Origin of the sequence: Desulfosporosinus paludis, assembly GCF_045689965.1 — a bacterium.
GTDB lineage: Bacteria > Bacillota > Desulfitobacteriia > Desulfitobacteriales > Desulfitobacteriaceae > Desulfosporosinus > Desulfosporosinus paludis.
Genome location: NZ_CP144211.1, coordinates 399,659 through 413,348, shown reverse-complemented (window position 1 = coordinate 413,348; position 13,690 = coordinate 399,659). Strand labels below are relative to the sequence as shown.

The window sequence follows — 13,690 nt, the reverse complement described above, 5'->3', positions numbered from 1 at the left end:
AATTATAGTACCGAATTAGAAGGGATCGGGGCGGGGGAGGCTGCAGCTCCCTTCTTCGTTACCTTAGGGTGGGGAGGGGTTGAATCTTCCGAGTCCAAGCAAAGATACAAATCCACAGACACTAAGCTAATCAAAACTTCTTCATCGTATTTCGCGCTGATCGAATAGTCCTTTATCGCCTTGCGAATGGTTTTCTGGATCTTGAGGATATCCAGGATCTTATCATTTGACACGGGGATCACACTCCTTTTCTCCCTTAAGATTCCGCATGAGTTCTCGGGCTACGAGTTGGGCGGCAGCGGGAGCAATAGTTCCCCTTGGTCCTAATGCGCCTATCTCAGCTAGCTTCAGCCGGAAACCATCCCTAACCATATCGGCCATTTCGCCTTCCTCGAGTTTTAGTGATGCAACAGCCTGCCGGATATCCTTGTCTCTCTTCCGTAGCCTTGCTCTTAACATGTCGCTCATGTGTATCCCTCCTGTGTGTTGTGTGTGGATAGGATGTGTCACAAATTACCTGTTGTAATTATATTTGCGATTACAGATAATATTCGTAAACGCAGATCAAATAAACAAAAAAATATTCCCCTTAGTAGGGGAATAAGTAATCCATTGTTTTTCCGAGAGCCTTAGCTAATCGTTGCGCTATAGGTATCGAAAGATTTGGCTTGAGGTCGTTTTCTATCAAGCTTATTTCAGCTTGCCTTATCTTTGCGATTTTAGAAAGTTCTCGTTGAGTTAATCCCAATTCTAATCTAACTTCCCGAACTCTATTCATATGATCACCACAGGAAGAATATTCCACATAAACAATATAAGTTCCTGCTTATCTTTGTAAATTAATAAGGCCAGAGATAGTCCATACTTTTGCCCAATGCCTTTGCGAGTTTTTGGGCAGTTGTAATTTGGACATTCCTTTCGCCGCTGATGATTTCACTAAGATATGATTGCTTGATACCTGTACGCTTACTCAAGTCGTCTTGCGTAATACGTTTGAGCCACATAACTTCCTGTATTCGATTTTTTAACAACTACATCACCGAAGGGAATTATTCTCCCTAGGAGGCGTGTTTCCCTCGCATTTTGTCGTTATGCATATAATATAAGACATGTCTTATGGAACTCGACATTTATTTGTCGTACAATGTCGTATAATGGCGCGAGAGTGCTAGTTGATACTCCCTTAAAGTAAATTAATTCGACTCACGAAAAGGTGTACACTTAAGGAGCCTAGACATAAATGAATGGCAGCACGGGCATAGGCAGAAATATAACGAAATTGCGTCAAGAACATAATCTAACCCAAAAAGAGCTAGCATATATGACAGGCATCAGCACTAGCTATCTCAGTAAGATTGAGGAGGGGAGAAAGCGACCAGGAATGAAGACCTTAGCTCAAATAGCAAAATGTCTAAACGTTGAGTTACAATTATTATTACGGGATTAAAATAAGCCTTCGACAGGCTACCCCTTGAAAATACAAAGAACATGTGCTCTAATATAAAAAGAACACATGTTCTAAAGGGGGGGAATTTGTTATGACAAAGGCAAAAACGAAGGCAAAAGACAGTGAAGATCAATTTGCAAATGAGTTTATCGATCCATCTCAAGTGGAGACGGAAGTAAAAGTTAGTGATGATGAGGGCGTGACCTGGCAGCGCCGCAAGATCAAGATGGCTCTCGGCCTGGATGAATCAGGGCTAAGCCCAGGAGAGATATTCCAGTTTAACGGCGAGAAATACAAAGTGACCCAGGGTGAATATGGCATGATCGCCGTGAAAGTTGAAAAGGAGCAAGCGCTCAAGAAAAGATAATCTCATTAAATTCTTGACCAATTCTTTATAACTAGATGACCGCATTTTCTTTCTTTCGACTAACCCATAGTACTATACATAAAATAATCACACAATTTAGGCTTAAAGTCCTATGGGTAGCACCGGAAGGAGCGAATTGTACCCCCATAAAGTACGTAATTCGGAACGTATATTACTAATAGGGGATCGTATAAACAAAAAACGAGGAAGCCCGCCACCCCGCAAGAGTATCGGACTTCCTACAACAAAAACCAACTTCCAAGGGAAGGTTCTTGTACTTTGATTATATCGAAAATTACCTTCTTTTGACAAGTGGTAAATGAAGGAGTGCATAAATAATGTTTAATGCCATAACATTAAGTTCTGCCAGGACTGTATGCGGTTATACCCAAGAAGAGGCCGCAAGGCATTGTGGAGTTTCGCCAATAATCATAGAAAAATATGAGAAAGATTGCACCGACATGCCGATAAATTTAGCATGTAAGATATCAAGATTATATGATATTTCATTAGATGATCTATATATAGGTAAGGCCGAATAAAACTAAGACATTAAAAAACCGAGGTTATTATACCTCGGTTTTTATTTAAGCTCGTGTACAAATTTGTGTACATTGCCCTATTTCAAAATGGTGCGGTCGAGAGGACTTGAACCTCCATGCCCTTGCGAGCACTAGAACCTGAATCTAGCGCGTCTGCCAGTTCCGCCACGACCGCGTAACATCACTTATTATAGGAGAAGTCCTTCGGCTTGTCAACTATTAAAATTTAATTTGTTTGTTTTTATTGACTAATATTTTAGTGTTTTACGTACCAACGTTCTATGGTACAATATAACGTATTATATAGATGAATAAGAACAAAACGAACTTGCAAAAGAATCAGAAAGCAAAATAAAGTTCCGAGAATACAATAGGCCCCAGCATCGACACCATAGATGCTAGGGGTTTTTAGTATGGTGAGAGAAAGAGAGTTATTATGAGGAATACAACAAAGACTAGGAATGATTTCCCTGAGTGGATGATCTGGGGAGTTGTTTTGGTTTGGGGAGCAAACTACGTTGTGGGCAAATGGGGCATGGCTGGGTTTGACCCTTTATCCTTTACAGTCCTTCGTTTTTTGGGAGCTACTCCTATACTTTTCCTATTGCTTTATGCTTTGGAAAAAAACCTTCGTATAGAATTAAAAGATTGTTGGAGTTTAGCCTTGATCGGGCTTGTCGGAGTTACAGTTTATCAGACGCTGTTTATGGCTGCTGTAAAGTATGCCACGGCGACGAATGCTTCTTTGATGCTGGCGGTTTCGCCGGTTTTTACAGCAATATTTGCTTGGATTGCGGGGCAGGATCGGTTAGGTTCTCTGGGGCGAAGGGGAAGTGCCTTATCGTTAGTCGGAGTGATTTTCGTCTTGCTTTTTGGGACTAATAAACTAGCCCTGGGTTGGAATGTTCTACGAGGAGATTTGATTAGCCTTTTAGCTTCGTGTATATGGGGTTTATATCCTGTTTTGGCGAAACGCATGTTAAGTAAATACTCGGCTCTTAAGACGATGGCCTTTTCCTCTCTCTTTGGTATGATCTTTCTTTTGGTGGTCGGGTTTAAAGAGTTGACATCCTTGTCTTGGCCGACAATTCCTCTCTCGGCGTGGGGTTCTGAACTCTTTTCTATCATTCTCGTCACTGCTTATGGTCTTGTGGTTTGGTATTATGCCATCAGCAAGATTGGAGTTAACCGTGTAATGGCTTATATGTATGCCGTGCCGGCAGTAGCGGTCATCACTGCAGCCGTCATTCTTAAGGAAGAAATTCATCTGATGCAAGTTGTGGGAGCGGGAGTTATCTTTTGGGGGATTCGTTTAATTCGCAAAGATAAGGTTATAAGCTTGGAAAATTCCAATAACAGGAGGGCATTATGATCAAACGTTTAATCGTGGGTCTAACTGGGGCGAGTGGTTCTGCCTATGCACTTACGTTAATCAATGTTTTATCAAAGATGGATTGGCAAGTTGAATTAGTTATGACGCCAACGGGAGAAAAAGTATTAGCCTATGAAACCGGATCTGATCGGTCGGCTCTCCCGCAAAATGTAACGATCCACGAAAATACGAATCTATTTTCCTCTCTGGCAAGTGGATCTTATCGCACGAGCGGTATGGTGGTGATTCCTTGTTCTATGAACACATTAGGGTTAATGGCAACCGGCACAGGGGACCATCTTTTAGCTCGAGCTGCTCAAGTGACCTTGAAAGAACGTCACCCTCTCGTCGTTGTCCCTCGTGAAATGCCTTATAATATAATTCATTTGGAAAACATGCTGCGTTTAGCAAGAGCTGGGGCAACGATTATGCCTGCCTCACCCGGCTTTTACCATCATCCTCAACAGATTCAGGATTTAGTCAACCATGTCGTTGGCAGGGTTTTAGATCAGTTTGGGATTGAACACACTTTATTTGAGCGTTGGAGTGGGGTTTAATATTAGTAGAACCTATGGAAAACATAGCGAGAGGAAGATGGTGGAGAATTGTTGGCCTTGAAAGTTTTTCTAGGAGTTTATATCCTCTGGAACGGTTATGTTTTTATAGCGATGGGGCGGGATAAACGCCGGGCTAAGCTCCATCGCTGGAGAATTTCCGAAGCGAACCTGCTTTGGATGGGGGCAGCGTTTGGGGGAGTAGGGCTTTATGCAGGAATGAAGTATTTCCATCATAAAACAGCTCATAAAAAATTTGTGCTCGGCGCACCGCTGCTTATGCTTCTCAATGCTGCTGTATTGGGGTTTATTATTTATCAAGGGCATTCTTATTTAAAGCTTTTTTAAGGGAAACACTTGCTTTTTGCTGATTGCTTCAGTTTTAGAATTTCAGAAATTAGGCCTAAATGGGGGTACATCACATGGTTGAACTTATGGATGTGAAAGATTACGCACAGCAAATTGCCGAAGCGATTGCTACAGTTGTGAAAATAGATATCGAGATTGCAGATCAACAATTAATTCGTATTGCAGGAACAGGACGGTACCATAAAGGAGTCGGCCAATCCATGGATCGGCAAGGGTATGTGTATCGGGAAGTTTTGAGGACCGGGCATCAGTTTGTCATAGAAACACCAGGTATCCATCCTCTCTGCGGTCCGTGTAAGGCTCGAGGAAATTGTTCAGAGAAATATGAGGTTGTCTCCCCGATTAATGTGGATGGAAAAGCGGTTGGAGCTATCGGGATGATTTGTTTCACAGAAGCACAGGCTAAATTAATTGCTGAAAATCAACATTCGTATCTTATTTTTCTCACGAAAATGGCTGAGACTATTGCTTTAAAACTTAAAGAGCAAGAGTTTATGGCAGGTCTTGTTTCTGCTAATCAGTATTTGAACTCGATTATTGATTGTTTGGATGAAGAGTTACTGACCACTGATCTCGATGGGACGATTCTCCATTTTAACCAAGCGGCCCAGCGTCTTTTTAGTACGAATTTGCTTCATCCAAGCAGCCATTTAAACACTCTCTTTCCGCCTCAGATAGTGACAGAAATTCTAGCGGTTGGTAAAAGTACTGAAGATGTTATTGAACGGGAAGTTCATCTAGAGACTAAGAAAAATAGATACCATATGCTCTTGCGCGCTTTGCCTATGGAAGGGGAAGATGGGGTGAAGAGTATTGCGGTGATTCTTCGGCCCTTCGACGAAATAAGCCGGATTGTCAATCGCCTCACTCTGCGCGATGCCGGGTATTCGATTCAAGATATCCTTGGAGAAAGTGAATGCATGAACAACATTCGCGAGCGAGCCAAAGTTGTCGCTGCCAGTAAGTCAACGGTATTGATACGCGGAGAGAGTGGTACAGGCAAAGAGATGTTGGCACGGTCGATTCATAATCTCAGTCCCAGGCATCAAGGAATGTTTATGGCCATTAACTGTACGGCTATACCGGAGGCCTTGCTGGAAAGTGAACTTTTTGGGTATGAAGACGGCGCTTTCACAGGCGCCCGCAAAGGCGGCAAGATTGGAAAAATCGAATTAGCCAATAGAGGTACGGTATTTCTCGACGAGATCGGAGATATGCCTCTCTTTTTACAGGCGAAAATTCTGCGCGTTCTTCAAGAGCGAAAGATCGAACGTATCGGTGGGATCACTGCAAGCCCAGTCGATGTAAGGATCATTGCTGCCACGCATCGCAATCTTGAGGAAATGATGGCTAAGGGAGAATTCCGGGAGGATCTCTATTATCGGATCAATGTTATTCCCATTAACATTAAGCCTTTACGGGAGCGGAAAGAAGATTTGCCTCTGTTGTGCGAGCATTTTATCGAAATCTATAATCAACAATTGAATAAAAATGTGCGCTTTATGTCCGAAGGTTTTCGCCAAAGACTTCAAGATTATTCCTTCCCTGGCAATGTCCGCGAATTGCAAAACGTTATTGAGTATGCCATGAATTTAGCATCTGATGCGACGCTGACAGAAGATCATCTCGCCACGAGAATGAAGCAAGGGACACTGCCGGAAGATTTGGATCGGTTTAATTTAGAAAGAATCGAACGAGAAACCATTTTGTGTTGTTATCAAGCGACTGAGGGAGGGGTACGGGGTAAGGAAAAGGCAGCAAGGGCTCTGGGAATTGGCTTAGCAACACTATACCGGAAATTAGCACGCTACAATATTGAGTAGTTTATGTAAAATGATATATTTGGGGGCATACTGTCAGAGGACAAAATTTCTTGATAATAAAATATTATCAAAATGATAAGAAGTTATCCTTTTGATAATATCCTTAATGCCGAAATTTCGTGGATATTATCGAATTCTTCTTTTTCATTTTGATAATAACCTTTAAATGTCAACACGACTCTTTTTTATTGAAAACTCCGTGAATAGCGTAATTCTCAGATATTATCCATATTTGGCATGGATTTTGCACAGAACAAAATAGAGGGTAATGTCTACATTGTTTTGACTGCGTGGAAACGCGAAGCGATGTTTCTTTCGGCTCTATTGAGGACCGGGAGATTCGAATAAATGTTGGGATGGAGGGATAAGAATTGGCTTACACTGTTGTAGGAAAAAGCGTTAGAAGAGTTGATGCAGTCGCTAAAGTCACTGGCAAGGCCAAATATACGGATGATTTTTCAGAACGAGACATGTTAGTTGGAAAAATTCTGCACAGCCCTTATGCGCACGCTGTCATCCGATCCATTGATGTCAGCGAAGCGAAAGCTCTGCCGGGGGTTGAGGCGGTTCTAACGTATAAGGATTTACCACGAATTAAGTTTTCGACCGCCTTACCTGGAGTGATGAATGATACCTTGGATGATGAACAAGAGGTGGATTTGCCGAAATATGCAACGGCAGGGCATCCCTATTCATTAGATCCGGGTCATCGAGATAAGGAAGATCGCTGCATTCTGGCGAAGAAAGCACGTTATGTGGGAGATGCCATCGCAGCAGTCGTTGCAACAGATGCTATCATCGCTTCTAAAGCCTTGAAATTAATCCGAGTCGACTATGAAGTCCTTGAGGTTTTAACGACTCCGGAAGCAGCCTTGCGCGAAGGGGCTCCTTTGATTCACGAGGAGAGTGAAGGAAATATCCTTTCGACTGGAGGCGGATTCGAGCGAGGGGATATCGAAGCAGCTTTTCAAGAATCGGATTTTGTCTTTGAAGGTGAGTATGAGACGAGCATTGTCCAGCACTGCCATCTTGAACTGCAGACATCTTATGCTTATGTAGACCCGGACGGACGAATTATGGTCGTCTCCTCGACTCAGATTCCCCAGATAGTCCGGCGCATCGTAGCTCAGTCCTTAGGGTTGCCCTGGGGTAAAGTCAGAGTGATTAAACCCTATATTGGCGGTGGCTTTGGCAATAAGCAGGATGTTTGCTTTGAGCCTTTGAATGCGGCTATGACTCTTGCTGTGGGCGGCCGTCCGGTTAAGCTGGAACTTTCTCGTGAAGAAGGGATGGTAGATACCCGAACTCGCCATGCCTTTAAATTTAAGATCAAAACGGGAGTTAACAAAGATGGAATCATGAATGGGATTCAGATCTCAGCGATATCGAATACAGGAGCTTATGCATCTCACGGGAGCTCAATCGCCGGCAGCGGCGGAAGCAAGTTCCGGTATCTCTATCCTACAAAAGCTATGAAATATGCTCCGGTGACGGTCTACACCAACTTGCCGGTAGCGGGAGCTATGCGGGGATATGGTACGCCGCAAATCTTTTTTGCCTTTGAATCCCATATCGAAGATGTGGCCAAAAAACTTAACCTTGATCCTATCGAGGTCCGCAGAAAGAACTTAGTGGATGTAGGCTATGTTGAGCCTTTAAGCAAAAATAAAATTCTGAGTTGTGGAATTCGTGAATGTATTGACAAGGGCAAAGAACTGATTCGCTGGGATGAGAAAAAAGAACACTATAAGAATCAGACAGGAGACAAACGCCGCGGTGTGGGAATGGCCTGTTTCAGTTACGCCTCAGGAACCTATCCGGTCGCTTTAGAAATTGCGGGGGCCAGGATTGTCTTAAATCAAGACGGTTCAGTCCAGCTTCAGCTTGGGGCGACGGAAATCGGGCAAGGGAGCGACACGGTTTTTGCGCAAATGACGGCAGAAGTTTTGGGGCTCCCGATGTCCATGGTGCATGTTGTTTCTACTCAAGATACGGATATTTCTCCCTTTGATACAGGATCTTATGCCTCAAGACAAACTTACGTCAGCGGGATGGCGGTAGAAAAGGCTGCTTTGGATATTAAGAGTAAAATCCTGGCTTTTGCCCAGCATATGACGGATATTCCGGTTCAGGCTTTGGATCTTAAAGATCAAAAGATTGTTTATAAGCATTCTGGGGAAATTGTTCTGCCTCTCGCCGAGGTAGCGATGCAGTCTTACTATGATCGGGTATTTGCCCAGCCGATTACCAGCGATGTCACAAATAATGCGCGCATTAATGCTATGCCCTTCGGAGTGACCTTTGCTGAAGTAGAAGTGGATATTAGGACGGGTAAAATTAAACTTTTGGAAATTTACAATGTTCATGATTCGGGAAAAATAATTAATCCCCAGTTAGCTGCCGGACAAGTTCATGGCGGAGTGAGTATGGCTATCGGATATGCCTTATCGGAACAGCTGCTCTTTGATGAAACGACGGGGAAACCCTTGAACAATAATTTGCTTGACTATAAATTACCCACCATTATGGATACTCCGGAGATCGGTGCTGCCTTTGTAGAAATTGAGGACCCGACAGGACCTTTTGGAGTGAAATCCTTAGGTGAACCACCGGTTATTTCTCCTGCTCCGGCTATTCGCAACGCTGTCTTAGATGCGACGGGTGTCGCTTTCAATCGGCTACCGATGAACCCCCAACGCGTATTTGAGAGTTTTAAAAAGGCTGGATTACTATAAAGGCGGTGAAACGATGTACGACATTATAGGATATTACGAGGCGGAAACGGTTCAGGAAGCAACAGAGCTGCTCAGAACCAACCCAAAACTTAAAATTATTGCCGGTGGAACGGATGTCCTGGTTAAGATGCACGGCGGACAGCTTGAAGAGGCTGAACTTTTGAGTATACGCAAGATCGCAGTCTTGAGAGACATCCGAAAAACGGAAAATGGAACGATCGTTATAGGTCCGATGGCTACTTTCACAGAAGTGTTCAATCATCCTATCATGCGGGAAAACGTACCGATTCTCACGGAAGCGGCAATTTCCATGGGGGGGCCGCAAATTAGAAATATTGCCACAATCGGGGGAAATGTCTGCAACGGTGCAACATCAGCTGACAGTGCATCATCGTTGTTTGCTCTTAATGCACACTTGAAGCTGCAGCATCTGCAAGGGGAGCGAGTTGTTCCGATTCGGGAGTTCTACCTTGGACCTGGTAAAGTAGATTTAAAGCCTGGGGAAATCCTCACAGAGATTCTTCTTTACCCAGAGGATTATCAGGGATTTGGAGGGCAATATATCAAATTTGCCATGCGTGAAGCGATGGACATTGCCACTCTTGGTGTTGCCGTACTTTGTAAATTAGAGGCCGGAACGTTCGCTGAGGTACGAATCGGATTAGGTGTCGCAGGACCAACCCCTTTGCGTTGTCTGGAAGCGGAAGAGTATGCGCGGGGAAAAATGGTTTCGCAGGAAACCGTTCAAGAAATTGGAAAACAGGCCATAAAATCGGCTAAAGCCCGAACCTCTTGGCGAGCTTCTAAAGAGTATCGGGAACATCTGATTGAAGAACTGGCCCAAAGGGCTCTAAAGACGGCCATTGTCAACGCAGGAGGTGTGGAACTTGTTTAAGAAGATTTCCTTTACAGTGAATGGCAAAGCCTTTACGTTGGAGGTGGATGTTCGGGAATCCCTGCTGGAACTCTTGAGAAATCGCTTAGGCTACACTGGTGCCAAACAGGGCTGCAGTGTTGGGGAATGCGGGGCCTGCAGTGTGCTGATTGATGGTACGCCCTATGATTCTTGCATTTATTTGGCGGTTTGGGCTGATGGTAAAACTATTACGACGATTGAGGGGCTAGCGGCTAAAAACGGAGAGCTTTCCAAAGTTCAGCAAGCCTTCATTGAGGAAGGTGCCGTCCAGTGTGGTTTCTGTACCCCGGGACTGATTTTAACGACGACAGCCTTGACGGAAAGTGGTAAAGACTACACTCGAGAAGAGGTAAAGAGGGAACTTTCCGGACATTTATGTCGCTGCACCGGGTATCAAAATATCCTCAAAGCTGCAGAGAAATCATTAGAAGGTCATATCTGTACCTGTGTAGACAGCCCTCATTACAAACAACAACAAGAACAACTTAAGGAGAGATAATATGAGCGACAAAATGGCCCTAATCCCCTTTAAACAATTGCTTCATTGGGTAATGGAGGAATACGAACATAGTGGAATGGTGTTTGGTATTCCTGAAGAGAAATTTTACCGTAAAACCGATGGTCGTTATATGGAGCTGTTCGGGGAAGCGATCGATACCCCTGTCGGACCGGCTGCGGGACCTCACTCTCAATTGGCTCAAAATATTATTGCCTCCTACATGAGCGGAAGCCGCTTCTTCGAACTAAAATCTGTTCAGATTATGGATGAATTAGAGATTCCTAAGCCCTGTATTTCAGCAGAAGATGAGTGCTACAATACGGAATGGTCAACAGAACTTCCGATTATGGGTGCTTTTGAAGAGTATGTCAAAGCTTGGTTTATTCTTCATGTCCTGCAAAAAGAGCTGTTTAAGGAAAGCGATCGGCGCTTTATGTTTAATATGAGTGTGGGATATGATCTTAAAGGGATTCAATCTCCGACAGTGGATGAATTCATCGAAGGTTTGAAAGATGCCTCGAAGACTCGGATTTTTCAAGAGTGTAAAGTGGCGCTGCTTGAAGACCTAGGCCTCTTCAAGCATGTAGATCAGACCTTTATCGACCGGATTTCGCCGAATATTTGCCATTCGATTACTTTGTCTACCATGCATGGCTGTCCTCCGACTGAAATTGAGGCAATTATTCGTTATTTGATCAGTGAAAAGAAACTGCATACTTTTGTGAAAATGAATCCGACGCTCTTGGGTTACGAGTATGTTCGCAATACCTTTGACAAAATGGGCTACGATTATATTCAGCTAAAAGAAGCATCATTTACGCATGACTTACAATTTGGAGACGGCGTGGAAATGCTGAAACGCCTGAAATCGTTTGCTTCAGAAAATAAGAAAGACTTCGGCATTAAAATGTCCAATACTTTGCCGGTTAAGATTGCCAGAGGAGAACTTCCGGGTGAAGAGATGTATATGTCCGGCCGTTCGCTCTATCCGTTGACGATTAATCTGGCCTATAAACTTGCTTCGGAGTTTAACGGAGATCTGAAGATTTCCTATTCCGGCGGTGCTGATGCTTTTAATATTGAACGAATTTTCGCCACAGGAATTCGTCCGATTACCGTAGCGACGACCCTCCTTAAACCCGGCGGTTACCAACGGTTTAAACAAATCGCTGAACTCCTTGATCCTCTCTTGGATAATCAAGAGTCAAGCCGTTTAGATATGGCTAAGCTTAAAGCTTTAGCGGAAAGCGCCTTTGAGGATGCCAATCATATTAAAGAATCACGAGATATGCTCAGCCGAAAAACTCCTCTTAGATTACCGTTATTGGATTGCTTTATTGCCCCTTGTGAGAATGGATGTCCTATCGAACAAGATATTCCGGAGTATTTGCGTTTAGTTGGCGAAAAGCGGTATGAAGAAGCCTTCGATGTCATCGTTTCCAAAAACCCCCTGCCGTTTATTACAGGTACAATTTGTACTCACACCTGTATGACGAAGTGTACTCGTCTTGATTATGATGAATCCGTGCATATTCGAGGGCAGAAGCTTGTGGCTGCCGAGAACGGGTATGCAGGGTATATGCAAAAGGTGTCCAAAGTTGATCCTCATTCTTCGGTTCAGGTAGCTGTAATAGGTGCAGGTCCGGCGGGACTATCTGCGGCTTACTTTTTAACCAAAGCAGGTATGAAAGTCACGGTCTTTGATAAGCGTGAGCGGGCAGGCGGCACGGTTGAATTTGTTATTCCGGATTTCAGGATTTCCCGAGAGGCGATCCGTAAAGATATCGAACTCGTTGAGTCAATGGGAGTTAAGTTTGAATTTGGAGTCGATCCGAACATTTCCGTAGCGGATTACCAGGCTAAAGGGTTTGATTATGTCTTTTTAGCAATTGGTGCAGGCAGAACGGGTAATCTAGAGATTCAAGGGGACACTGAGCGGGTCAGAGGGGCGATTCCTTTCCTAGAAGCCTTTAATACAGACCGAGGCTCTCTGAACCTTGGCAAGAGGGTTGCAGTAATCGGGGGCGGAAACTCGGCTATGGATGCAGCTCGGGCTGCTCTGCGAGTTAATGGAGTTGAAGAAGTATACATTGTTTACCGCCGTACTAAGGATTACATGCCGGCCGATGAGGAAGAATTGGCTTATGCTCAAGAGGATGGTGTAATCTTCAAACAACTTCTGGCCCCGGTTTCTCTGAGCAACGGGATTCTAAAGTGCCAAGTGATGGAGCTTGGACAAGCGGATGCTTCCGGCCGTAGGAGTCCTGTGGCCAAAGAGGGAATTTATGAAGAACTGCCCGTTGATACAGTTCTTTCGGCAATTGGCGAGTTGATCGATTATGATCTCTTGAAGACGAATGGAATTGAAGTCGGAGAAAAAGGCAAGATCAAGGTTAATGAGGAGACTTTGGAAACAAGTGTTCCTAATGTCTTTATCGGTGGGGATGCTCTCGCAGGTCCTTGGACTGTTGTAGGCGCGATTTCCCATGGCACGAAGGTTGCCAAGGCAATCCTCCAAAAAGAAGGGATGGAATTTAACCAAGAATTTGCTTCTCGAATCTCCTTCGATAAGGAAAAGCAGCTTCTTGAAGTACGGACTAAAAAAGCAGTGCTCCAAGCGGTCCGCGATGATGACAAAGAGCCGGGCCGTTGTCTGGAATGCAATCATATCTGCAACATCTGTACGGAAGTTTGTCCGAACCGTGCTAACCTAATGATTCCGGTCGAGGGAGAAGGGTTAACGAATCGCAATCAAATTCTTCATGTGGACGGCATGTGTAATGAATGCGGCAACTGTGAAACCTTCTGTCCCTATGACGATGCTCCGTATAAAGTGAAAATGACCTTGTTCTGGAGCGAAAAAGAATTTTGGGATAGCGCCAATACAGGCTTCGTTATTATTAAGGGGGCACCGAAGCCGGTTGTCAAACTTCGCCTTAAGGGAGAGATTTTAGATCTAACGTTTAATCAAGCTGGGCAGACGGATGGGCCGATCGATGGCTCGATAGCAGCTATGATTTGGACAGTTATTCAGCAATATCAATATCTGTATAAAGTTTAAATTTA

The 13,690-nt window shown here is 44.1% G+C and carries 15 protein-coding genes and 1 tRNA gene; 11 read left to right on the top strand and 5 right to left on the bottom strand.

The window, feature by feature from the left end:
- Window positions 1-2: 2 nt before the first annotated feature.
- The 4 genes from VZF35_RS01915 to VZF35_RS01900 all read right to left on the bottom strand — a co-directional run bounded on the left by VZF35_RS01915 (window position 3) and on the right by VZF35_RS01900 (window position 1,031).
- Complete coding sequence (locus tag VZF35_RS01915) at window positions 3-233, bottom strand: hypothetical protein (protein ID WP_407310443.1); 231 nt, start codon at window positions 231-233, stop codon at window positions 3-5.
- Complete coding sequence (locus VZF35_RS01910) at window positions 223-468, bottom strand: hypothetical protein (protein WP_407310441.1); 246 nt, start codon at window positions 466-468, stop codon at window positions 223-225. The genes VZF35_RS01915 and VZF35_RS01910 overlap by 11 nt, the downstream gene beginning before the upstream one ends.
- Window positions 469-589: 121 nt before the next feature.
- Window positions 590-778: a helix-turn-helix transcriptional regulator gene (locus tag VZF35_RS01905; RefSeq protein ID WP_407310439.1), complete on the bottom strand. Its 189-nt coding sequence runs from the start codon at window positions 776-778 to the stop codon at window positions 590-592.
- A 61-nt stretch (window positions 779-839) separates the two neighbouring features.
- On the bottom strand, window positions 840-1,031 hold the full coding sequence (locus VZF35_RS01900; RefSeq protein WP_407310437.1) for a helix-turn-helix domain-containing protein: 192 nt from the start codon (window positions 1,029-1,031) through the stop codon (window positions 840-842).
- 209 nt (window positions 1,032-1,240) lie between these two features.
- Between VZF35_RS01900 and VZF35_RS01895 the strand changes: the two genes are divergently transcribed.
- The 3 genes from VZF35_RS01895 (at window position 1,241) to VZF35_RS01885 (ending at window position 2,356) form a co-directional block, all read left to right on the top strand.
- The gene (locus VZF35_RS01895; protein ID WP_407310435.1) at window positions 1,241-1,447 is read left to right on the top strand and encodes a helix-turn-helix domain-containing protein; all 207 of its coding nucleotides are present in this window, start codon (window positions 1,241-1,243) and stop codon (window positions 1,445-1,447) included.
- A gap of 91 nt (window positions 1,448-1,538) precedes the next feature.
- Window positions 1,539-1,814, top strand: coding sequence for a hypothetical protein (locus tag VZF35_RS01890; protein ID WP_407310433.1), 276 nt, complete (start codon window positions 1,539-1,541; stop codon window positions 1,812-1,814).
- A gap of 338 nt (window positions 1,815-2,152) precedes the next feature.
- On the top strand, window positions 2,153-2,356 hold the full coding sequence (locus VZF35_RS01885; RefSeq protein ID WP_407310431.1) for a helix-turn-helix transcriptional regulator: 204 nt from the start codon (window positions 2,153-2,155) through the stop codon (window positions 2,354-2,356).
- Between the two features lie 88 nt (window positions 2,357-2,444).
- Here VZF35_RS01885 and VZF35_RS01880 read toward each other — a convergent pair.
- Window positions 2,445-2,531: transfer RNA gene (locus VZF35_RS01880), tRNA-Leu, on the bottom strand.
- Window positions 2,532-2,792: 261 nt separating this feature from the next.
- On the opposite strand from VZF35_RS01880, the gene VZF35_RS01875 reads away from it, so the two are divergent.
- From VZF35_RS01875 to ygfK, 8 genes are all read left to right on the top strand, one after another.
- Window positions 2,793-3,728 carry a DMT family transporter gene (locus VZF35_RS01875; RefSeq protein WP_407310430.1) on the top strand — a complete coding sequence of 312 codons (936 nt, stop codon included), beginning with the start codon at window positions 2,793-2,795 and terminating at the stop codon, window positions 3,726-3,728.
- Window positions 3,725-4,285, top strand: a complete 561-nt coding sequence (locus VZF35_RS01870; RefSeq protein ID WP_407310428.1) for a UbiX family flavin prenyltransferase — start codon at window positions 3,725-3,727, stop codon at window positions 4,283-4,285. Before VZF35_RS01875 ends, VZF35_RS01870 begins: the two co-directional genes overlap by 4 nt.
- A 57-nt stretch (window positions 4,286-4,342) precedes the next feature.
- Window positions 4,343-4,630: a DUF1294 domain-containing protein gene (locus VZF35_RS01865; protein WP_407310426.1), complete on the top strand. Its 288-nt coding sequence runs from the start codon at window positions 4,343-4,345 to the stop codon at window positions 4,628-4,630.
- A 74-nt stretch (window positions 4,631-4,704) separates the two neighbouring features.
- Window positions 4,705-6,474: a sigma-54 interaction domain-containing protein gene (locus tag VZF35_RS01860; RefSeq protein WP_407310424.1), complete on the top strand. Its 1,770-nt coding sequence runs from the start codon at window positions 4,705-4,707 to the stop codon at window positions 6,472-6,474.
- A 371-nt stretch (window positions 6,475-6,845) separates the two neighbouring features.
- The gene (gene xdhA / locus VZF35_RS01855; RefSeq protein ID WP_407310422.1) at window positions 6,846-9,209 is read left to right on the top strand and encodes a xanthine dehydrogenase molybdenum-binding subunit XdhA; all 2,364 of its coding nucleotides are present in this window, start codon (window positions 6,846-6,848) and stop codon (window positions 9,207-9,209) included.
- Window positions 9,210-9,222: 13 nt separating this feature from the next.
- The gene (gene xdhB / locus VZF35_RS01850) at window positions 9,223-10,104 is read left to right on the top strand and encodes a xanthine dehydrogenase subunit XdhB (RefSeq protein WP_407310420.1); all 882 of its coding nucleotides are present in this window, start codon (window positions 9,223-9,225) and stop codon (window positions 10,102-10,104) included.
- The gene (xdhC, locus tag VZF35_RS01845; RefSeq protein WP_407310418.1) at window positions 10,097-10,624 is read left to right on the top strand and encodes a xanthine dehydrogenase subunit XdhC; all 528 of its coding nucleotides are present in this window, start codon (window positions 10,097-10,099) and stop codon (window positions 10,622-10,624) included. The genes xdhB and xdhC overlap by 8 nt, the downstream gene beginning before the upstream one ends.
- 1 nt (window position 10,625) lies before the next feature.
- Complete coding sequence (ygfK, locus tag VZF35_RS01840) at window positions 10,626-13,685, top strand: putative selenate reductase subunit YgfK (RefSeq protein ID WP_407310416.1); 3,060 nt, start codon at window positions 10,626-10,628, stop codon at window positions 13,683-13,685.
- Window positions 13,686-13,690 lie beyond the last annotated feature (5 nt).

Bases quoted from the DNA above. Each gene is read 5' to 3' on its own strand.
- VZF35_RS01890 (WP_407310433.1), top strand. From the start codon at position 1,539: ATGACAAAGGCAAAAACGAAGGCAAAAGACAGTGAAGATCAATTTGCA.
- VZF35_RS01875 (WP_407310430.1), top strand. From the start codon at position 2,793: ATGAGGAATACAACAAAGACTAGGAATGATTTCCCTGAGTGGATGATC.
- VZF35_RS01870 (WP_407310428.1), top strand. From the start codon at position 3,725: ATGATCAAACGTTTAATCGTGGGTCTAACTGGGGCGAGTGGTTCTGCC.
- VZF35_RS01910 (WP_407310441.1), bottom strand. From the start codon at position 468: ATGAGCGACATGTTAAGAGCAAGGCTACGGAAGAGAGACAAGGATATC.
- VZF35_RS01895 (WP_407310435.1), top strand. From the start codon at position 1,241: ATGAATGGCAGCACGGGCATAGGCAGAAATATAACGAAATTGCGTCAA.
- xdhB (WP_407310420.1), top strand. From the start codon at position 9,223: ATGTACGACATTATAGGATATTACGAGGCGGAAACGGTTCAGGAAGCA.
- VZF35_RS01860 (WP_407310424.1), top strand. From the start codon at position 4,705: ATGGTTGAACTTATGGATGTGAAAGATTACGCACAGCAAATTGCCGAA.
- VZF35_RS01885 (WP_407310431.1), top strand. From the start codon at position 2,153: ATGTTTAATGCCATAACATTAAGTTCTGCCAGGACTGTATGCGGTTAT.
- ygfK (WP_407310416.1), top strand. From the start codon at position 10,626: ATGAGCGACAAAATGGCCCTAATCCCCTTTAAACAATTGCTTCATTGG.
- VZF35_RS01905 (WP_407310439.1), bottom strand. From the start codon at position 778: ATGAATAGAGTTCGGGAAGTTAGATTAGAATTGGGATTAACTCAACGA.